This window comes from Pseudomonas sp. Pseusp9 (assembly GCF_059491265.1).
In genome coordinates this window covers 3511180-3532027 of the sequence record NZ_CP168500.1, presented here as the reverse complement: position 1 = coordinate 3532027, position 20848 = coordinate 3511180, and the positions used below count along the sequence as shown (strand labels likewise).

Genomic DNA, 20848 nt, shown 5'->3' with positions numbered 1-20848 from the left:
GTTTCAGGCGACCACAGGTTCGTTTGACCATTGCTGGTAAGGCATCGGCAATTTGCGCGATTCGCCCCGGCCGATCGGGAAGTAGGTGAAACCGATGCGCGCCAGGCGGTCTGCGTCGTACAGGTTGCGGCCGTCGAAGATCACCGGTGCATTGAGCCGCTGCTGGATCAGCTCGAAGTCCGGAGCCTTGAACTGCTGCCATTCGGTGCAGATGACCAGTGCATCGGCACCGGACAGGACCGACTCAGGCGTACCCATGAGCATCAGTTTCGATTCATCGGGATACAGTTTCTGGGTTTCCTGCATGGCTTCCGGATCGAACGCACGGACATTCGCCCCGGCGGCCCACAACGATTCCAGCAACACCCGGCTCGGTGCATCGCGCATGTCGTCGGTATTCGGCTTGAACGCCAGGCCCCACAAGGCAAAGGTCCTGCCACGCAAGTCGCCCTTGTAGAACGCGTTGATGCGTTCGAACAGTTTGTGTTTCTGCCGCTCGTTGATGGCTTCCACCGCTTGCAGCAGGTCGCTGGAGCAATGGGCCTCTTCGGCGCTGTGGATCAGGGCGCGCATGTCCTTGGGGAAGCATGAGCCACCGTAGCCGCAACCGGGGTAGATGAAGTGGTAGCCGATTCGCGAGTCGGCCCCGATGCCCAGGCGTACCGATTCGATGTCGGCACCCAGGTGTTCGGCCAGTTCGGCGATCTGGTTGATGAAGCTGATCTTGGTCGCCAGCATGCAGTTGGCGGCGTACTTGGTCAGCTCGGCACTGCGCAGGTCCATGAACATGATGCGCTCATGGTTGCGGTTGAAAGGCGAGTACAGGTCACGCATGACGTCGCGTACTTCATCGCGTTCACAGCCGACGACGATGCGGTCCGGGCGTCGGCAGTCGTTAACGGCCGAACCTTCTTTCAGGAATTCCGGGTTGGAGACGATATCGAACTGCAATGCCCGTCCGGCATTGAGCAGGCATTTGTCGATGTGTGCACGCAAGGCGTCGCCGGTGCCGACCGGGACGGTGGATTTTTCCACCAGGATCGCCGGTTGCTCACGATGACGCGCCACGGCTTCGCCCACCGACATCACATAGCGCAAATCCGCCGAACCGTCGTCCCGGGACGGCGTACCGACCGCGATGAACAGTACCTGTCCGTGCTGGACTGCGAATTTTTCGTCGCTGGTGAACTGCAACCGCTTGGCGTCGAGGCCTTCGCGCACCAGGCTGGCCAGCCCGGGTTCGAAAATACTCACGTGGCCCTGCTTGAGCAGTTCGACTTTCTTCTCGTCAACGTCCATGCAGACCACGTCGTGGCCAACTTCCGCCAGTACCGCAGCCTGCACCAGGCCAACATAACCGCTACCAAATACACTTATTTTCATGGGGCACTCCTTAAATCAGGCGCACGAGCAGGTCGAGAATTGATGGTAATGACGCCGAGGATGACCAATGCCACGCCAAGGCTTTTTGTAAGGCTGAATGTTTCGTTGAACAGCGGCAGGCTGGCGGCCAGCAGGTACACCAGCGCGTAGCTGATACTCAGCAACGAATAGGCGCGACCCAGGGGCAGGTCCCGCAGGGCGGCTAGCCAGCAGAGCATCGACAAGGCGTAGGCGCAGATGGCCACGAGCACCACGGCAACGGCCGTCAGGTCGATGTGAGCGCTGAGCCACTGTTCGGGTTGCGGCAGGTGACTCATGCTCCAGCGCATGCCCAGTTGGGCTGCGCTGACCAGCAGCACGCTGCCCAATGCAAAGGTGATTCCGCGGCTCAGGTTCATGCGTGTTGCCCCAGCAATGCTACGCCGCCGATCACCAGCGCCACACCCAGCCAGTGGCGGCGGTCGATGGTTTCGTGGAACACGAAACGCGCAACCAGGGTGATCAGCACGAAATTCAGGCTGAGCATCGGGTAGGCAATCCCGACTTCCAGGCGTTGCAGCACCAGCAGCCACACCAGCAGGCCCAGCCCCAAAGAGGCCAGGGCCAGCCACAGCCAGGGCGAGCGCAGTTTTTCCGTCCACCCGGAAGATTGGCCGCGCCAGCTTTCCACCGCATATTTCTGGGCGATCTGGCCCAGGCAGGTCAACAGGCAGGCGACCAGTAGCAATAGCAGGCTCATAGTGTCGCCTGAGGGATGATCAAGATCACCAGGTTGCCTTGTTCGTACCGTTTGCCTTCCTTGGGCAGCTGTTCGAGTTCGCGCAGCTCTTCTTCGCCCTTGACCCGCATGACCACGCCGACCGAGCCTTGCTGGCGGGCGTCTTGCATCCATTGTTGCACCTGGTCGGGGCCGACGCTCTGCTTGAGCGAATCAGGATAGGCAAGGCCATATTTCAATTCGCCAATCGTGTTGAAAAAAGCCACTTCCGGCCGTTTCACCCGCCAGGACAATGCTGATGCGGCCCCCAGATCGTTGCTCAGCAACTTGGCACTCTGGCCGAGTTCCTGGGCGTGATCGAGGATGAATTGGTCAGGCGTTTTGTTGGCGACTACGGAGTTTGGCAGTCCGGCAGGCACCAGGCCGATGAGCAACAGGCTGCCAAAGGCCGGGGCTGCCCAGCACTGCAACGGGCGGAAGGCCTGCAGCAGGTTGGCCATGATCCAGCCGGTCAAGCCGATGAACACCAACACCAGGTTGTGCAGTTCATGATCGTAAATCGGCTTTTTCAGTTGCAGATAAACCAGGGCCAACAGCGTGACCACACCTATCACCAGGTTCAACAGGCCGTTGATACCCAGGACACGACCTTGCTCCAGCTTCAACCGGTCGGCCAGTGCATGACCGAGCAACAAGGCCAGGGGTAACAGGCACGGCAGGATGTAGGCAGGCAGTTTGCCCTTGCTCAGGCTGAAGAAGAACAACGGCATCCACAGCCAGAGCAGCAGGAACGCGATATCGGACTGGCGTCGGGTCTGCCAGGCTTGCTTCAGCGCTGGCGGCAGCAATGCGACCCACGGCATGCTGAAAGCCACCAGCAGCGGCAGGTAGTACCACCACGGCGCGTCATGCTGGGCATCGTCCCCGGCAAAACGGCGGATATGTTCGTGCCAGAAGAAAAACCGCCAGTAGTCAGGCTCCTGGGCATGCACCGCCAGGGCCCATGGCAGGCTGACAACGATGGCGACCACGACCGCGACCGGGCCGTAGACCAGCAGTTCACGCCAGCGTTTTTGCCAGATCATCCAGGGCAGGGCGATCAACACCGGCAGCAACCAGGCCAGGAAGCCCTTGGTCATGAAACCCATACCGCAGGCCAGGCCGAGCACCGCCCACGCGATCAGGCGTTGGCTGCGGCCGGTGCTATCCAGTGCAAACCACAAGGCCACCAGGCTCAGGTTGACCCAGAAGGTGAATTGCGGATCGAGGTTGGCATACCCCGCCGAAGCGGCAATGACCGAGAAGCTCATGTACAGCAGCGCGCAGGCGAAGCTCTTGCGCGGTTCGTTCCACATCCGGCGGGCGACCAGGTAGCACAGCAACACACTCAAGCCGGTGCTCAGTGCCGAAGCGAAGCGCACCCCGAAGAGGTTCTGGCCGAACAGCGCCTGACCGATGGCAATCATCCAGTAGCCAGCCGCGGGTTTTTCGAAATAGCGCACGTCCATGAAATGCGGCGACACCCAGTTGCCGCTCAGGAGCATGCCCTGGCTGATCTGGGCGTAGCGGGTTTCGTCAGGAATCCATAAGCCATGACTGCCCAGTGGCAGCAGGTATGCCAGCGCCACCATGGCCAGCAATATCGGCAAAGCCCAGCGTTTGGTCATGCGCCTTGCACTCCCAGCCAGCCTTCGCGACCTTCGAGCGCACCGCGTACCACGCGGCCGATCGGCAAACTGTCTGGGGACTCGGGCAACAAGTCGCCCAAGGGTTGAAAACGGATGTCCCGCTGATGTGCATCGCTCAGCAGTTGACGGAAATCATTGGCCATCAGAATCCCTTCTACCTCGGCATGGATCGTGTAGACATTGAGTTTTTCCGGGGTGAACCGGTCCAGGATGAACGTATTGAAATCCTTGGCAGCGACGGTCGGCCCGACCACTTCGTCGAAGGTCGGCAGGTCCACCGGTATTTGTGGCGCGCCCGGACGCCCATCGGCCAATCGTGGCTGGAACAGGCTCAGGCCGCGACAATCGCTGTTGTAGCGAAAGCCGAAACCCTGCTTGGCCTCGATCACGCGCTCGTCGGCACGCCAGCCGGCGGACGCCGAACAGGTGATCTTTTCCCCGAGAATGTCGCTGAGGGTGTCCACGCCACGGCGTATCTGTTCGACCAGTTGTGCGTCGCTCCAGCGCCCGGCGTTGGCTTGCCAGCCATGGTGATCCCAGGCGTGCAGGCCAACCTCGTGCCCGGCATCCCGGGCCTGGCGCATCAAGTGCCCCAGGTCGCGGCCGATCGGTTTTCCGGGCCATGCGGTGCCGGCCAGCAGAATGTCCCAGCCATACAGGCCGGCTGCGTTGGAGCGAAGCATTTTCCAGAGAAACTGTGGACGGATGAGGCGCCACAAGTGGCGCCCCATGTTGTCCGGCCCGACACTGAAGAAGAACGTCGCCTTGACCTGAGCTTCATCAAGGATTTCCAGTAGCCGGGGCACCCCTTCACGGGTGCCCCGGTATGTGTCGACATCGATCCGCAGTCCCGCCTGCATCAGCGCTTGTCCGCGATTTCGAGCATGGCTTCACGCAGGAAGAAGTCCAGGGTGTTGCCGATGGTCTCGCTCATTTCCACGGTCGGCGTCCAGTCCAGCAGGCGCTTGGCGTTGGCGATGCTTGGCTTGCGGTGCGACACGTCCTGGTAACCGGTGCCGTAGAACGCCTTGCTTTCGATGTCGCGGAAACCGGCGAACGGAGGGAAGTTGGCGCGCAGCGGGTGAGCTTCGAACTGACGCAGCAGTTCTTCGCCCAACTGACGGATGCTGGCCTCGTTTTCCGGGTTGCCGATGTTGATGATCTGGCCATTGCAGACATCGTTGTCGTTGTCGATGATCCGTGCCAGTGCTTCCACACCGTCGGCGATGTCGGTGAAGCAGCGTTTTTGCTCGCCACCGTCGAACAGGCGAATCGGCGTACCTTCCACCAGGTTCAGGATCAACTGGGTAATCGCGCGGGAGCTGCCGATACGGGCGGAATCCAGGCGATCCAGGCGTGGACCCATCCAGTTGAACGGACGGAACAGGGTGAAGTTCAGGCCCTTCTGGCCATAAGCCCAGATCACGCGGTCCAGCAGTTGCTTGGAGACCGAGTAGATCCAGCGCTGTTTGTTGATCGGGCCGACCACCAGATTGGAGCTGTCTTCGTCGAAGTTAGGGTCCTGGCACATGCCATAGACTTCCGACGTCGACGGGAAGATCACACGCTTGTTGTACTTGACGCAGTAGCGAACCAGTTTCAGGTTCTCTTCGAAGTCGAGTTCGAATACGCGCAGCGGGTTACGGGTGTATTCGATTGGCGTCGCGATGGCCACCAGTGGCAGCACCACGTCGCACTTCTTGATGTGGTACTCGATCCACTCGGAGTGAATGCTGATGTCGCCCTCGACGAAGTGGAAGTTTGGATGGCTGCGCAGGCGCTCGATGGCGTCCGAACCGATATCCAGGCCGTAGACTTCGTAACGGTCGTCGCGCAGCAGGCGCTCGGACAAGTGGTTGCCGATGAAACCGTTGACGCCGAGGATCAGCACGCGGGTGCGACGCGGGGCACGACCGGATTCGGCGCCGCGCAGCACGGAACCGTCCACCAGGCCCAGTTCGTTGGCCAGTTGCGGGCCGCTCAGGTACAGGCCGTTGTCGTTGCGCTGGCCGGCGTTGATGATCAGCGAGTCTTCAGCGCAGGCAATGCGCAGCGGGTCGACGCTGATGACGCGGCCCGGCGCCAGGCCTTCGTTGCCCTTGGCGACTTCGGCGCTCCAGACAATCAGCTTGTGCTCGCCCACCGCGCAGAAGGCGCCCGGGTACGGCTGGGTCACGGCGCGGACCAGGTTGAACAGTTCTTCGGCCGGTTTGGCCCAGACCAGTTTGCCGTCAGCCGGGGTGCGACGGCCGAACACCGTGGCTTTGGATTCGTCTTGCGGTGTTTCGCTGGCCTTGCCTTGCAGCAGCGCCGGCAAGGTGTCGCGCAGCAGATCAGAGGCGGCCAGGCGCAGTTTGCCGTGCAGGCTCAGCGCGGTGTCGCTGCGCTCGATCGCAACCTTTTGCTGGGCAACGATGGCGCCCGCATCGGCACGCTTGACCATGCGGTGCAGGGTCACGCCGGTTTCCGTTTCGCCGTTGACCAGCACCCAGTTGGCCGGTGCACGACCGCGGTAGCGTGGCAGCAGGGAGCCGTGCAGGTTGAACGCGCCTTTGCGGGCCGTGGCCAGCAGCGTTTCGCTCAGCAGGTTGCGGTAGTAGAAGGAGAAAATGTAGTCGGGATCGAGCTTGGCGATACGCTCGATCCACAACGGATGGTTGGCATCTTCCGGTGCATGCACGGCGATGCCGTGGCGGGCGCACAACTGTGCGACGGAACCGTAGAACGCGTTCTCCTTAGGATCGTCGGCGTGGGTGAACACCGCAGCGATCTCGAAACCGGAGGCGAGCAGGGATTCGATGCCGGCGCAGCCAATATCGTGATAGGCGAAGACAACAGCTTTTGCACTCATGAAGGAACCTGATCTGAAGAAGTGGAAGTAAGGCCGTCGACGGTAACAACGGAAGCGGGGGAGGCGGGCTGGCTACGCAGCACCTTTTCAATGAAGAAGCGCGGACGTGCACGCACGTCGCTGTACATGCGGCCCAGGTATTCACCCAGCAGGCCCATGCCGATGAATTGACCACCGGTGAAGACGAACAGCACGGCGAACAGTACGAAGGTACCGCCACCGGCCCAGCCGGCGCCGAACACCAGGCGCAGCATGATCAAGACCATGGCGAACAGCACGCCCAGGGCCGCCATGCCGACGCCGACGATGCTCAGCAGTCGCAGCGGCGTGGTGGTCATGCAGGTGACCAGGTCGAACATCAGGTTGATCAGGCGCATCGGGCTGTACTTGGAATCGCCGTGTTCACGCTCGGCGTGGGTCACGAGGATTTCCGTGGTGTGGCGGGCGAAGCTGTTGGCCAGGATCGGAATGAAGGTGCTGCGCTCACGGCAGGCGAGCATGGCGTCGACGATGCTGCGTCGGTAGGCGCGCAGCATGCAGCCGTAGTCGCTCATGGCCACGCCGGTGGAACGTTGCACGGCGAGGTTGATCAGCTTCGATGGCCAGCGGCGCAGGGCCGAGTCCTGGCGATTGTTGCGCACCGTCGCGACGACGTCATAGCCGAGCTCGGCCTGTGCCACCAGCCGCGGGATTTCTTCGGGCGGGTTTTGCAGGTCTGCATCGAGGGTGATGACGACATCGCCCTTGCACTGTTCGAAACCGGCCATGATCGCCGCATGCTGGCCGTAGTTGCGGTTGAGGATCACCGCCACCACCGGGCTGCCTTCGCGGGAGGCGGCGTCTTCCAGGATCTGCGCGGAGTCATCGCGGCTGCCGTCGTCGACCAGCACGATTTCGTAGGCATGGTGCAACTGCTGGCAGGCCGCTTCGGTGCGCCGAAGCAGTTCAGGCAGGCTGTCCTGTTCGTTGTAGACCGGAATGACGATCGAAACGAAATTGATTGGGTAAGGTCTCAAAGGCTTCTGTCCATACAGTTTTCGATGGCACCGACGACGCGCTCGACATCATCGGTGGTCATGTCGGGGAACAACGGGATCGAACACAGCCGCGCCGAATTCCATTCGGTGTTGGGCAGGTACAGGTTGGGGTAACGCTGTCGGTAGTAAGTGTGCAGGTGTGTTGCAATGAAGTGAATACCGGTGCCGACATTCTGTTCCTGGAGGGCTTTCATGAATGCTTCGCGATCCAGCCCGCACTGCTCGGCGTCGATGCGCAGGATGAACAGGTGCCAGGCATGTTTTTGCGAATAGGCGGGGACGGTCAGCGGTTTCACCGGCAAACCTTCCAGGCGCTGCAGGTAGGCCTGGGCCAGTTGAGTGCGTTTGGCGTTGATTTCGTCCAGGCGCTCCAGTTGCACCAGTGCAATGGCCGCGTTGATGTCGGCCAGGTTGTACTTGAAGCCGGGTTCGACAACCTGGGCCTGGGGCTTGCGGCCGTGGGTCAGGCGGTCGTAGGCATCGACCCCCAGCCCGTGAAACTTGAGCATGCGTACCCGCGAGGCCAGGGCTTCATCGTCGCTGACGAACATCGCGCCTTCGGCGCAGGTCATGTTCTTGATCGCGTGGAACGAAAAGATCGCCGTGCCCCTGGAGCCGACGTGACGACCCTTGTAGAGAGTACCGGCGGCGTGGGCGGCGTCTTCGATCACGGCAATACCGTGCTTGTCGGCCAGCGCGTAGAGCGGGTCGAGGTCGAATGCCGCACCGGCGTAATGCACCGGGATGATGGCTTTGGTGCGCGGCGTGATCGCTGCTTCGATAGTGGCCACGTCGCTCATCAGCGTGTCCCGGTCGACGTCGACGAACACCGGTGTGGCACCCAGCAGGGTGATCATGTTGGCGGTGGACACCCAGGTCTGCGACGGCGTAATGACTTCATCGCCGGGACCAATGCCCAATGCCAGAAGGGTAATATGCATCCCGCCGGTGGCCGACGAAAGTGCCACGGCATGCCGGCAACCGACGTAATTGGCGAAGTGTTCTTCCAGTGCCTGGTTCTTCGGACCGGTAGTGATCCACCCGGAGCGCAATACTTGCTCTACGGCAGCGATTTCTTCGTCGCCGATGCTGGGACGGGAGAAAGGGAGAAACGCCTGACTCATGGGCACCTCAGGGGCTGAAAATGTAAATAGCCTTTGAGGCTAAAAGGGATCCAGAAATCAGCATAGACGCTAAATCAGAATCTGCATCAAATCAACTAGTTACTGGGTGGAAGCATAAAATTGCGTCGGTTGACTTTTTTCGTGATGGCCGGCAGGTTGGACATCCGTCTGGGCTGCACCGATTTTACAGAAGGTTATTCCCGATTTTGTGAAAGGAACATGAAAAAACGGTTGGGGAATCGTTTTATCTGGAGGCTATTAAGCAGCTGTTCAGACTTCTTCCGTTTATCGCGTTTTTTAGGAAAAGTCCTACAGGTGTATTGTCTTTTATATCTTCGTTATTTCACTTCTTAGTTGTTTCATTGAACTGTTTTCATTCAAGGCCGTTTCGTTTGATTGACTTACCTGTAACTGATTCACGCACACCCCTCACCAATCCGCTGACCCTGTATCTGGCGCGACTGGCGCCGTCCAGCCAACTGACCATGCGTTATGTGCTGCAGGATGCCGCCGACCGCCTGGGCTTCGAAGACCAGGATATCGAGGAGATACCCTGGCACAACCTGCAGCCCGAAGACGTGATCGCACTGGTGGCCACTTTGCGTGCCGACGGTTATGCGCCCAACACATCCTCGCTGTATGTCAACGCGGTGCGCGGGGTGATGAACGAAGCGTGGCGCATGAGCCTGATTTCTCAGGAACACCTGTTGAAGATGCGTACGGTGAAGGGCATGGCCGGTACACGGCTGTCCCAGGGGCGCAATCTCAGGCGCACGCTGATTCAGGAACTGATGGCGGTCTGCGCCGCCGATCCGCGGCCACAGGGCCTGCGGGATGCCGCGATCATCGGGATTCTGTACGGCTCGGGGATGCGCAAGTCCGAATCGGTGAACCTGGAGCTGAACCAGGTCGATTTCACCGAGCGCAGCCTGCGGGTGACGGCCAAGGGCAACAAGCAATTGATCAAGTACGCCCCGGCCTGGGCCTTCGCCAAGCTTGAAGCCTGGCTTGAGCTGCGCCGTTCGTTGCTCAAGGACGGAGAGCCGGATGACCCGTTCCTGTTCAACCGCATTCGCCGTGGCAGCCATATCACCCGTGAGCGCATCACCAAGCATGCGATCTACTACATTGCCCGGCAGCGGGGCGTGCAGGTCGGGGTGAAAATCATGCCCCACGACTTCCGGCGCTCGTTCATAACCCGGGTGATCGAAGAGCATGACCTGTCGATTGCGCAGAAGCTGGCACACCACAGCAACATCCAGACCACGGCCAACTACGATGTGCGCGACGACAACGAGCGACGTCGGGCGGTGGATCGATTCGATCTGTGAGCGATCAGATCTCGCTCAGCACATGGGCGTGGCCAATGGTCGAGACCTGAACCGAACTGCCGGCGGGTGGCGCATACATGCCTGAACTGCGCACCAGCAGTGATCGACCCGGTTGCTCGCGGCGGGCCAATGGCTGGAGTTCCACCGTCAGTGTGCAGGTGTTGCCGCTGAAGTCCCGATCGGTGACCACGGCCCGGCAACCGCTGGCTTCCGGGTCGCTGGGGACGATACTGGCCAGTTGCAACTGTTCGGGGCGCAGCATGATCTGCGCGGACTTGTTGTTGCGGTGATTGTTGACCGGGATCCGCCCCAGGTCGCAGTGGGCCCAACCGGCCTCGATGCGTGCGGGCATGACCACGGCATCCCCCAGGAACAGGGCGGTCTGTTCGTCTTCGGGGTAGCGATACAGGTCCAGTGGATGGCCTGACTGGACCAGCCGGCCATGGCGCATCACCGCCAACTGGTCGGCGAACGACAGGGCTTCACTCTGGTCATGGGTGACCAGAATGGTGGTGACGCCCGCGTCTTCCAGCAGCCGCGCAACCATCTTGCGCATTGCGGCGCGCAAGCCGGTGTCGAGCGCCGAGAACGGCTCGTCGAGCAGCATCAGCCGTGGCTGTTGCGCCAACGCCCGGGCCAGGGCCACTCGCTGTTGCTGGCCGCCGGACAATTCGTGAGGCCAGCGCTCGGCCATCTTCGCGTCCAGCGCCACGCTGTCCATCAGCTCAGCGACCCGCTGTTGTTTTTCATTGCCCTTGATGGACAAACCGAAGCCGATGTTCGCCGCCACGGTCATGTGCGGGAACAGTGCGCCGTCCTGTGGCACGTAGCCGATCAGGCGTTGATGCGCCGGCACTTCGTGGGTGCCGTCGACCAGGGTCTGGCCATTGAGCGAAAGACGTCCGGAGTCGGGGAATTCGAAGCCGGCAATCATTCGCAGCAATGTGGTTTTACCGGAGCCGGACGGGCCGACGATGACCGTGCGGCTGCCGCTTGGTACCGACAGGCTGACGTTGTCCAGAGCGCAATGGGCGCCATAGGACTTGTAGAGGGCATTCAATTCAAGAGTGTTCATCGGCCAGCCGTTTTTTTCGATTGGTGATAAAGAAGTCCGGTCAATGGTAGCGACAGCACAACCATCAATAAGGCGTAGGGCGCAGCAGCGGCATAATCGATTTCGCTGGTCATGGCCCAGAATCCGGTTGCCAGCGTGCGCGTGCCGTTAGGGGCCAGGAGCAGGGTGGCGGTCAGTTCGTTGGTGATTGCCAGGAACACCAGCGCCGCGCCGGCGGCAGCCCCCGGTGCGGCCAGGCGCAAGGTGATCAGCCACAGGGCCCGCGCTGGCGAGCGGCCAAGGCTGCGGGCGATGTTTTCCAGTTCCACCGGGGCCTGGGCGATGCCTGCGCGCAGGCTTACCAGGGCGCGGGGCAAGAACATCAACAGGTACGCCAGCAGCACGGTGAAAGTGGTCTGGTAAATCGGTCGGGCAAAATGGATCGTGACAGTCACCAGCGCCAGCGCCACGATAATTCCGGGCAAGGAGCTGGTGATGTAGTTGCAGCTTTCCAGCACCCGCTGCATTCGGCCGGGGTAGCGGATCGATAGCCAGGCAATCGGGATCGCCGCGCAGGTGGTCAGTGCCGCGCCGGCAACGCCCAATAGCAGGGTTTGCTCCAGGGCGGGCAACAACTCGGCCATGTCCCAGACTTCCGCACCGCCGGCGATCAGCCATTTGCCCAGGGTGATCAGAGGAACACCCAGGGCCAGGGCGCAGGTCACGATTTGCAGGGCCAATGACAGCAGCATTGAAGTGGTTTTCAGGGTGACGACCCGTTGCTCCCGGGCGCTTCCCGAACCGACGCGCGCGTAACGTGCGGAACCCCGGGCGGCGGACTCGGCCGTCAACATTGCCAGGCAACACAGTGCCAGTACGCTGGCCAGCATGTGCGCCGCTGCGCCGTTGAAGGTCGACTTGAACTGATCGAAGATCGCGGTGGTAAAGGTGTCGAAGCGGATCATGGCGTACAGGCCATATTCGGCCAGCAGGTGCAGCCCGACCAGCAAAGCGCCGCCGCAGATGGCCAGGCGCAATTGCGGCAACACCACGCGGAAAAACACTTTCCAGGGTTTGAGCCCCATGGATTCGGCGACGTCTTCGATGGCCGGGTCAAGTCGGCGCAAGGTGGCCGCCACCGGCAAGTACAAGAACGGGAAGTAAGCGATGACCGAGACCAGGACACCGGCAAACAGGCCGTGAATAGGTGGCACCAGGCTGACCCAGGCGTAGCTGTGAACGAACGCAGGCACCGCCAGTGGCGCGGTGGCCAGCAACGACCACCAGCGCCGCCCCGGCAAATTCGTGCGTTCCGTGAGCCACGCCAGCGTCACCCCCAGCGCCACGCACAAGGGAATCGTCAGCAGCACCAGCAACACGGTGTTGACCAGCAGTTCACCGACACGAGGGCGGAACACCAGGGTCACCACGGTTGACCAGCCTGTCTGCAGGGACACGCCAATAACGTAAGCGATCGGTAGCAGTGCCAGTAAGGAAACCAGCACCGACAAACCAATCACCCATACACCGCCACGTCCCGCAAAGACTCCGCGGGATCGTCGGCGCAATGGTGTGGGTGTCGCCTCGGCGACACCCACAGGCAGGGTTTCAGGCATCAATTTAGAGCAGTCCGGCCTGTGTCATCAGCTCCACGGCTTTTTTGCTGTCGAGTTTTGAAGCATCGACAGTCGGCGCATCGAGTTGCTGCAAAGGCACCAGTTTAGGGTTGGATTCAGCGTTCTTGCCCACCGCGTACTCGAACGACTTGCCGTTTTTCAGCACGGCCTGGCCATCCTTGCCGGTAATGTATTTGAGAAACGCCTGGGCTTGTTCTTTGTGTTTGCTGGAAGCGAGGACGCCGCCGCCGGAGATGCTAACAAAAGCGCCCGGATCTTTGTGCTTGAAATAGTGCAGGGCGGTGTTCTTGCTGTTTTCGCCAGTCTTGGACTGATCCACCAGGCTGTAATAGTGGTAGATCACGCCGCTCTCGATCTGCCCGGCGTTCACCGCCTTGAGTACGGAGCTGTTGCCACGGTAGTTGCTGTAGTTGGTTTTCATCGCTTTGAGCCAGTCCAGGGTGGCGGCTTCGCCCTTTTGTTCGAGGATGGCGGCGACGATGGCCTGGAAGTCGGCACCGCCTGGCGATGCGGCCCAGCGACCTTTCCAGCTCGGATCGGCCAGGTCCATGATCGATTTCGGCAGATTGGCCGCAGGCAGTTTGCTCGGGTTGTACACGAATACCGTGGAGCGCGCGGCAATTCCGACCCATTTGCCGTGGGCTGGACGGTAGGCGGAGTCAATCTGCTCCAGCGTGGCTTTGTCGACAGGCGTAAACAGCCCGGCGTTGTCGACCAGGACCATGGCCGGGGAGTTTTCGGTCAGGAACACGTCCGCCGGAGAAGCCGCGCCTTCCTGCACGATCTGGTTACCCATCTCGGTGTCGTCGCCGTTGCGCAAGGTGACAGGAATACCGGTCTCCTGGGTAAAACCCTCGACCCAGGCCTTGGTCAGGCCTTCGTGTTGCGCGTTGTACACCACGATGCCGACGGAGTCAGCTGCGTAGACCTGGCCTGCGCTCAGCAAAGCGGTGGCCAGCAGGGCCTTTTTCAAGAACGAGGGGATGTTGGGAATCATTCTGCGGGCTGCTCCTGGTGCATTTTTTTGAAAAGTCATGGACAACGAAACGCTTGTAAACCAATGCGAATCATTTGCATATTTTGAGTTGCAGGGAATCTAGAGATCCAAATGAGAAAATAACGTCAAAAAAACCGTTAATACATGTAATTTTCATTCAGATTAGCAGCACTGGTCCCATTGTGGCTCGAATCATCGATCAAACGATGTCGCCGATCTGGATATGGCGCTGTCCCCGGCTGCATTTTGCCGTGCCCTCGGCGATGATCAATACCTGATCGGCAAAGCGTAGTGCCTGATTCAGGTCATGGATGGCGCTGTTCACGACTCTCGAGTCTTGCAGGGTGACCCGCTCCGGCCAGACCACTGTGCGCAACAGCCGGCCCCTGAAGATCGGCTCGAGGGCACCCGGCACAAATGAAAAAACCCGAGGGGCCGGTTTGGCCACTCGGGTTTTTTTTCGTCCCGGCTATCAGGGCTGGGTTTGCGCAAAGATCAGGACTTGCAGGTTGCCGCGCTGATAACGCTTGCCGTCGGTGGGCAACGCTTCGACTTCCTGGACTTCATCGACGCTGTTGACCCTCATCACCACCCCGACCGAGCCTTTTTTACGTGCCTCGGTCATCCATTGCCCGACATCTTCGCTGGTCACTTTGCGCGAGGCCGCGGCCGGATCCGAGAGGCCGTACTTGAGCTCGCCGACGACATTAAAGAGCGCCACCTCCGGTCGCCTGGTCAGCCACGACAGGGCCGAGGCCGCACCCAGGTCGTTGCTCAGCAGCGAGCTGGTCTGGCTCAGGCTGTCCAGGTGTTCGGCGATAAACCGGTCGGGCATCTTGCTGTCGACAATCCGGCCCGGCATGGCGGCGGGAAGCAGCGCCACCAGCAGCCAGATGCCGAGGGCCGGCATCGCCCATAAGGTCATTGGCCGCAGGATTTGCAGGGCGTTGGCGATGATCCAGCCCAGCAGCACGATGAACGCCAGGGACAGGCTGAACATCTCGGTATTTTCGAAAATCTCTTTTCTCAGTTGCAGGTACAACAAGGCAACCAGGGCCACCGTGGCAATGACGACGTTGAGCCAGCCGTTGACGCGAATCGTCCGTCCCCGAGCCTGTTGCAGCAGGCCGGTCAGCGCATTGCCCATCAACAGCGCCAGCGGCAACAGGCACGGCATGATGTAGGTCGGCAACTTGCCGCTGCTCATGCTGAAGATCGCCAATGGCAACAACAGCCAGAGCAGGAGAAAACCGCTGACAGGCTGACGCTTGTCATTCCAGGCCTGGATGAACGTTGTCGGCAACAACGCGGTCCAGGGCAGGACGGAAACGACCAGCATCGGCAGGTAGAACCACCACGGACGGGCGTGTTGTGCATTGTCGGCGGCGAAGCGGCGTACGTGCTCGTTCCAGAAGAAGAAGTTCCAGAAATCCGGTTCCTGATGGTGAATGGCCAATACCCAGGGCAAGCAGACGGCCGCGGCGATCACAACAGCCAGTGGCCCGTAACGCAACAGCTCGCCGATGCGGCGCTGCCAGAGCATGTAGGGCAGGGCGATCACCGCCGGCAGCAGCCAGGCCAGAAAACCCTTGGTCATGAAGCCCATGCCGCAGGCGATACCCAGGACCGTCCAGGATCCCAGGCGGGCGCGAGTGGACCGGCTGTCGATGGCAAACCACAGGGAAACCAGGCTCAGGTTGACCCAGAGGGTGAACTGCGGGTCGAGGTTGGCGTATCCGGCCTGGCCGGCAATCAGCCCGAAGCTCATGTACAGCAGTGCGCAGGCAAAGCTTTTGCGCGGATCGGCCCAGAAGCGGCGGGCAATCAGCCAGGTCAGCCACACGCTCAACCCGGTACTCAGTGCTGACGCGATGCGCACCCCGAACAGATTGTCGCCAAACACCGCCTGACCGATGGCAATCATCCAGTACCCGGCAATCGGCTTCTCGAAATAACGCAGGCCCATGAAGTGCGGCGAGATCCAGTTCCCGCCCTGGAGCATTTCCTGGCTGATCTGGGCGTAACGGGTTTCATCGGGAATCCACAGGCCGTGGCTCATCAGCGGCAGCAAGTAGAACGCGATGAACGCCAATAGCAACGCTAAGAGCATCCAGCGTTCATTGGCAGGTGCCGTTGGGGTGTGCAGGTGGGTAGTATGGCCAGCAAAATCTGGCAGTGGCTGATTTGACGTCATGTCTCGACCTTGGTGCTTAGATGGCTGGTTGAAATGTGATGTGCAACTTGCAAGAGAGAAAATCGGAATGATATTGAACGGCGAGAAGTTCAATCACACTTCTCGCTATTGTGTTCAGGTTTCATTCAGTCCGGCTTGAAACAACTTAGTGCCAAAATTTTCGATCTGTAATGAATTCAGTTTTTTTCTTGTAACAGAGTGTTCCAGTCTTCGGCATTCACAATGCCGAGCACTTGCAGCTGGCCAGTGCCATCGATGCGGACAAACAGCGAACTGGTGTACTCGGCGTCCTTGGCCGTGTGCCTCAGGCCGGTCTGCTTTTCAAAGTCAGCGATGCAACCGCTGTGCGTCACCAGCACCAGGTTGCGATGGGCCACCTTGTGCGCCACGACGTCGTTTCGCAGGGTCGTGCCACAGGTGGCCAGCCATTCCTGGGTTCGTGGGTCGTTATTGAACATGTAATGCGCGGTCTGCACCGTGCGCGTGACCGGGCTGGTCAGGATATCGGTCTGCGACAGACCCAGGCGCGCCAGGCCCTGGCCGACACCAGTGGCCGCTTCACTGCCGATGCGGGTAATGCCGTCAGCCGGGCCCAGGCAAGGGTTGCTGGAACGGTCGCAGCGCTCGGCATGACGCACCAGCACCGCGATCTCGCCGGCTTTCCATTGTTGCAGCAATTGGGCCCGGGCTTGCGCGCTCTCCTGGGCCAGGTTGGCCGGTGATTTGGGCCACAGGACAAAACCGGTGGCCAGCACGGCAACGATCAGTGCACCCATGGCCACGACCGGTCTAGACAGGCGCGAAGAAGTTTTACGCGATACGGAGTTGACCAAGTTTGTCCACCAATTGGAGCGCCGGGGAAGTGCTGTTAAACAAAACCTGAAACAGCGCGAAAAATGATCGCCGAGACCAGGTTCAGCGAATTAATTGCAGCCCACGTTAAATCTGCACAGCTGTCAAAACGGTGAAAGGAATGTGAAAAATTTGCAGAGAGGATTCCAGCCGCTAATTAATTTGTTACTGGGAATTGTTATCTATTGTTCTAGCGTGGAATGAAAGCGGGAAAAGAGAGGCGTATGGGATGGAACTAACGGCGAACCTGTCGCCGTTAGTCCGGGATGCGTGAAAAGGCTGTTCAGGGCGAAGGGCAGTTGGCCTGAGGTCGGCTGGCAGCCTGGCTGATCAGCGCGGCCAGGCGTTTGACGTTGTTTTGCTGGGCAAGCACCAGGTCGTCGATGCTTGCGCCTGATGGCGTTTGCAAGGTGCTGCGGCAAATCACCCGTTCAGTGTCGCCTGTGCCGGCACTGCGCAGACGCCATTTTACATCCATCAACGCGTATTGACCGGGGACCGAGTCAAAACGCTGCACATCGACCCGCACTGAATATTTGCCTTGTACCGGACTGTTGCTCAGTTGATCGGTCAGCGCACTGCGCAATTCGTCCACGAGGTTCGCGCCCCACCATTGGGTTTCCAGGATCGCCAGGCCACTGTTGCCCTGGCGGATGACGATCTGCGCACGATCGACCTGGGGCGGCACACTGATCGTTTCGATTTGAATCACCCCGACGGCGGTCCTCGAATGATCGCCGGCCTGGGCCGGGGTCAGGGTGTGGAATTGAATCGGGTCACTGCGGCAAGCGGCGAGCAGCAACATTGCGGTGACCAGGGTGAACTTCAGCGGAAAAGCCATGGGTGATGCTCCTGTGTTCAATTGCGCGGTGGCCCTTGCAGGTCCACGGGTGCGGCATTGTTCGGACGGCCGCGAACCAGCGATTCCGGATGCCGTCCCAGGTAATCCGAAAGATCACGCAAGGATCTCGACGTACGTCCCAGTTCTTCCAGGGTCTGCCCCAGTTTTTCCCGTTGCGGCGAGTCCTCGGCCAAGGTCGAACTGGCCGATTGCAGGGTCGAATTGGCTGTTTGCAGGGTCTTGCTGACATCCGACAAGGTGGATTGCACGCCAGGCAGGATCTTGCCGTTGAATTGCATCATGCCTTTGCGCAGTTCGACGAGATTGCCATCCAGGTTGCCGGCGATACGCTCGATCGGCAGTTTGTTGATCTTGTCGACCATGGACTCGAGTTTTTCCTGCAACTGTTCGAGGCTGCCCGGAATGGTCGGAATGACGACCGGGCGTGCGTTTGCATCGAAAGCGACTTTTTCTGCCTTGGGGTAGAAATCCAGGGAGATGTACAACTGGCCGGTCAGGAGGTTGCCGGTGCGGGCCTGGGCCCGCAGGCCGTTGTCGATGAAGGTGCCCATCAGACGCACACCCCCGGCTTCGTCATTGGGGTCATGATTGAGCGCCTTGATCATCTTGACGTGAGCCTGGCCCAGGCGTTGCGGGTAAATCACGATGCCGACGTTGACCGGAAAGGAACGTTTTTTCTCGTCGTAATCCAGATTGACCGCCACCACCTTGCCGATTTCCACACCGAGGAACTCCACCGGAGCATCGACCTTGAGCCCGCGCATTGCCTGGTCGAATCGCATGCTCAGGTACTGCGGCTTGCCGTTTGGCGGGGCGAGGGCGGTCTGTTGGTCGTCGAACAGCTCGTAGGCATACTCTGCCGCCGCAGGTTTATCGTTGGGGCTGTAGTCTGGCGCGCGGAAGGCAATGCCGCCGACCAGCAAGGAAGACAGCGATTCGGTCTTGACCGCAAAACCGTTGGCGCCGACGTTCACGTCAATACCGCTGGCATTCCAGAAACGAGTGTTTTCGGTGACGTACTTGTCATTGGGTGCGTGGATGAACAGTTCTATGTTCACACCCTTGCCGTCCGGATCCAGTGCATAGGCCACCACCTGACCCACCGGGATCTTGCGGTAGTAGACCGGAGAGCCGATATCCAGCGACCCCAGGTCCTGCGTGAACAGGGTGAAGCGCTTGCCTGGTTCGCCGTAAGTGATGGGTGGCGGGTTTTCCAGGCCCTTGAAGTTTTTTGCCCGGCCGTTGGCCTGGCCGATATCGGCACCGATGTAATCGCCCGACAGCAGCGTATCGATACCGGATACACCGCCAGCGCCGATGCGCGGGCGTACGACCCAGAACTGTGAGTCTTCGCGGGTAAAGCTTTCGGCCTGCTTGGACAGTTTGATGGTGGCGTTGACACTCTTCTGGTCATTGCTCAACTCCACATCGGAGACATGACCGATCACCACATTACGGTATTTGACCTCGGTTTTATTCGCGGTCAGGCCGTCCCCGGTCTTGAACGTGACAACGATGGTCGGGCCTTCCTGCAGCATGCTGTGAACCACCAGCGAAAGACCCACCAGCACCGCAACGATCGGGACGATCCAGACCAGCGAAACGCTGAAGCGGCGGGTCTTGATCGGCGCCTGCCCGGGGGCTTGCGGCCCGTCAGTGGCTTGTGACTTCATCCGTGACCTCCTCATTGTGTGGGTTTTCCCGTTCTTTATCCCAGATCATGCGTGGATCGAAACTCATCGCCGACAACATGGTGAACACCACAACCAGACCAAAAAACAGAATGCCCGGACGCGGTTCGATGTCGGCCAGGGCCTGGAATTTCACCAGCGAGGCCACCAGGGCGACCACGATCACATCGAGCATCGACCAGTAGCCGATGACCTCGACGAACCGGTACAGCTTCGATCGCTCTACGCGTGCCCACTCGCTGTCGCGGTGCACGGTGACCAGCAGCAAGGTGATGGCGACGAACTTGACGCCCGGCACCGCGATACTGGCAATGAAAATGATCAGGGCAATGTCCCAGGCCCCGGCTTCCCAGAACTCCAGCACGCCGCTCATGATCGTGCTGTCGGAACCGTTGCCGACCATTTCGGTGTTCATCACCGGCAGCAGATTGGCGGGGATGTAGAACACCAGGGCCGCGATCATGTAGGCCCAGGTCCGGGCCAGCGAGTTGGTTTTGCGTCGGTGCAAAGGTGCGCCGCAGCGTTCGCATTCGTGAGGGTCGCCAGTCATGTCACAGGCCAGTCCGCAGCTGTGGCACAGGCACAGGTTGAGCTCGTCGGCATACGGAGGCGTGCTCATAAAATGTCCCATAAGTCGCGGATATCGCGCCCGGCGATGCGGATCATCATCAGGCTCAGCACAGCCAGGGCAAACAACCCTATGCCGGGCAGTACATCAAGCAGTCCGGCGAGCTTGATCACGGCAACCATGGCGCCCAGCAGGCAGACTTCGAGCATGCTCCAGGGCCGCAAGGCTTCCAGCCAGCGCATGCAGAACCTGAATCCGGGGGAGCGTTGCCGGGCGAGGGCGAAGCCCAACACCCAGATCAGCAGCATCAACTGGAAGATCGGCGCGATGATCATGGAGATCGCCGCCACCATGGCAATGAACGTGATGGGCCCCAGGCTCAGGGCCAGCACCGAGTCCCACAGGGTCGCACTGTTTTTCATGCCTTTGAGGCTGATGCTCATCACCGGATAGAAGTTGGTGAACAGCCATAGCATCAACGCCGTGAAGGTCAACGCAAGACGCTGTTCGACCGTGAGGCCGTTATAGCGTTGAAGCACGCCGCCGCAGCGCGTACACAGGGTTTTCTGATGTTTTGCGAGCGTTACTTTCTGGTACACGCTGTCGCAGTGCTCGCAGATGATCAGTTGATCAGTAGTTGCCATGGGCCAGGCTCAACAGAAGGCGGGAAATTCAGAGCACCCCCTCAATATAGAAGTGCCTTGCAATTGAGCAAATCGAAAGTCGAAACGTAGACGCTGTCCGCAGCCTTGCGGGTGATTCGATCCACGGTACTTCATGCAGCGAAGCAAGCGACGAACGACTTTGAATTCCACGCCTGCGTTGTGCGCAATGAACATAACCGTACTAGGCTGTCTCGGG

The 20848-nt window shown here is 60.1% G+C and carries 18 protein-coding genes and 1 pseudogene; 1 reads left to right on the top strand and 18 read right to left on the bottom strand.

Annotated elements, in window-relative coordinates:
- Positions 1-3: 3 nt before the first annotated feature.
- Genes ACEN8E_RS15850 through arnB form a run of 8 tightly spaced genes read right to left on the bottom strand, consistent with a single transcriptional unit; the run spans position 4 to position 8801 of the window.
- Positions 4-1383: a UDP-glucose dehydrogenase family protein gene (locus ACEN8E_RS15850; protein ID WP_495588897.1), complete on the bottom strand. Its 1380-nt coding sequence runs from the start codon at positions 1381-1383 to the stop codon at positions 4-6.
- Positions 1380-1781: a 4-amino-4-deoxy-L-arabinose-phosphoundecaprenol flippase subunit ArnF gene (gene arnF, locus ACEN8E_RS15845; RefSeq protein WP_495588896.1), complete on the bottom strand. Its 402-nt coding sequence runs from the start codon at positions 1779-1781 to the stop codon at positions 1380-1382. Before arnF ends, ACEN8E_RS15850 begins: the two co-directional genes overlap by 4 nt.
- Positions 1778-2122, bottom strand: coding sequence for a 4-amino-4-deoxy-L-arabinose-phosphoundecaprenol flippase subunit ArnE (gene arnE / locus ACEN8E_RS15840; protein ID WP_495588895.1), 345 nt, complete (start codon positions 2120-2122; stop codon positions 1778-1780). Before arnE ends, arnF begins: the two co-directional genes overlap by 4 nt.
- Positions 2119-3768: a lipid IV(A) 4-amino-4-deoxy-L-arabinosyltransferase gene (gene arnT, locus ACEN8E_RS15835; RefSeq protein WP_495588894.1), complete on the bottom strand. Its 1650-nt coding sequence runs from the start codon at positions 3766-3768 to the stop codon at positions 2119-2121. The genes arnE and arnT (ACEN8E_RS15835) overlap by 4 nt, the downstream gene beginning before the upstream one ends.
- Entirely contained in the window at positions 3765-4649 is an 885-nt protein-coding gene (arnD, locus tag ACEN8E_RS15830) for a 4-deoxy-4-formamido-L-arabinose-phosphoundecaprenol deformylase (protein WP_495588893.1), read from the bottom strand. The genes arnT (ACEN8E_RS15835) and arnD overlap by 4 nt, the downstream gene beginning before the upstream one ends.
- A complete protein-coding gene (gene arnA / locus ACEN8E_RS15825; protein ID WP_495588892.1) occupies positions 4649-6640 on the bottom strand; it encodes a bifunctional UDP-4-amino-4-deoxy-L-arabinose formyltransferase/UDP-glucuronic acid oxidase ArnA in 1992 nt (663 codons plus the stop codon). Before arnA ends, arnD begins: the two co-directional genes overlap by 1 nt.
- The gene (arnC, locus tag ACEN8E_RS15820) at positions 6637-7656 is read right to left on the bottom strand and encodes an undecaprenyl-phosphate 4-deoxy-4-formamido-L-arabinose transferase (protein WP_495588891.1); all 1020 of its coding nucleotides are present in this window, start codon (positions 7654-7656) and stop codon (positions 6637-6639) included. Before arnC ends, arnA begins: the two co-directional genes overlap by 4 nt.
- Positions 7653-8801 carry a UDP-4-amino-4-deoxy-L-arabinose aminotransferase gene (arnB, locus tag ACEN8E_RS15815; RefSeq protein ID WP_495588890.1) on the bottom strand — a complete coding sequence of 383 codons (1149 nt, stop codon included), beginning with the start codon at positions 8799-8801 and terminating at the stop codon, positions 7653-7655. The genes arnC and arnB overlap by 4 nt, the downstream gene beginning before the upstream one ends.
- Before the next feature lie 392 nt (positions 8802-9193).
- Between arnB and ACEN8E_RS15810 the strand changes: the two genes are divergently transcribed.
- Positions 9194-10132 (top strand): site-specific integrase, encoded by a 939-nt coding sequence (locus ACEN8E_RS15810; RefSeq protein WP_495588889.1) that lies wholly within the window; start codon positions 9194-9196, stop codon positions 10130-10132.
- 4 nt (positions 10133-10136) lie between these two features.
- Here ACEN8E_RS15810 and ACEN8E_RS15805 read toward each other — a convergent pair whose 3' ends face one another.
- From ACEN8E_RS15805 to ACEN8E_RS15760, 10 genes and pseudogenes are all read right to left on the bottom strand, one after another.
- Positions 10137-11207, bottom strand: coding sequence for an ABC transporter ATP-binding protein (locus ACEN8E_RS15805; RefSeq protein ID WP_495588888.1), 1071 nt, complete (start codon positions 11205-11207; stop codon positions 10137-10139).
- Entirely contained in the window at positions 11204-12802 is a 1599-nt protein-coding gene (locus tag ACEN8E_RS15800) for an ABC transporter permease (RefSeq protein WP_495588887.1), read from the bottom strand. The genes ACEN8E_RS15805 and ACEN8E_RS15800 overlap by 4 nt, the downstream gene beginning before the upstream one ends.
- A 4-nt stretch (positions 12803-12806) precedes the next feature.
- A complete protein-coding gene (locus ACEN8E_RS15795; protein ID WP_495588886.1) occupies positions 12807-13820 on the bottom strand; it encodes an iron ABC transporter substrate-binding protein in 1014 nt (337 codons plus the stop codon).
- 199 nt (positions 13821-14019) lie between these two features.
- A pseudogene (locus tag ACEN8E_RS15790) lies at positions 14020-14148 on the bottom strand (ABC transporter ATP-binding protein); the annotation flags it as partial.
- Positions 14149-14292: 144 nt separating this feature from the next.
- Complete coding sequence (arnT, locus tag ACEN8E_RS15785; protein ID WP_495588885.1) at positions 14293-16014, bottom strand: lipid IV(A) 4-amino-4-deoxy-L-arabinosyltransferase; 1722 nt, start codon at positions 16012-16014, stop codon at positions 14293-14295.
- Positions 16015-16190: 176 nt separating this feature from the next.
- Positions 16191-16847, bottom strand: a complete 657-nt coding sequence (pmrG, locus tag ACEN8E_RS15780; protein ID WP_495588884.1) for a lipopolysaccharide core heptose(II)-phosphate phosphatase PmrG — start codon at positions 16845-16847, stop codon at positions 16191-16193.
- A 302-nt stretch (positions 16848-17149) separates the two neighbouring features.
- Positions 17150-17707, bottom strand: a complete 558-nt coding sequence (locus ACEN8E_RS15775) for a PqiC family protein (RefSeq protein WP_495588883.1) — start codon at positions 17705-17707, stop codon at positions 17150-17152.
- A 17-nt stretch (positions 17708-17724) separates the two neighbouring features.
- Positions 17725-19401, bottom strand: a complete 1677-nt coding sequence (locus tag ACEN8E_RS15770) for a PqiB family protein (RefSeq protein WP_495588882.1) — start codon at positions 19399-19401, stop codon at positions 17725-17727.
- The gene (locus ACEN8E_RS15765) at positions 19382-20038 is read right to left on the bottom strand and encodes a paraquat-inducible protein A (RefSeq protein ID WP_495588881.1); all 657 of its coding nucleotides are present in this window, start codon (positions 20036-20038) and stop codon (positions 19382-19384) included. Before ACEN8E_RS15765 ends, ACEN8E_RS15770 begins: the two co-directional genes overlap by 20 nt.
- Positions 20035-20631 (bottom strand): paraquat-inducible protein A, encoded by a 597-nt coding sequence (locus ACEN8E_RS15760; protein ID WP_495588880.1) that lies wholly within the window; start codon positions 20629-20631, stop codon positions 20035-20037. Before ACEN8E_RS15760 ends, ACEN8E_RS15765 begins: the two co-directional genes overlap by 4 nt.
- Between the last annotated feature and the right edge of the window lie 217 nt (positions 20632-20848).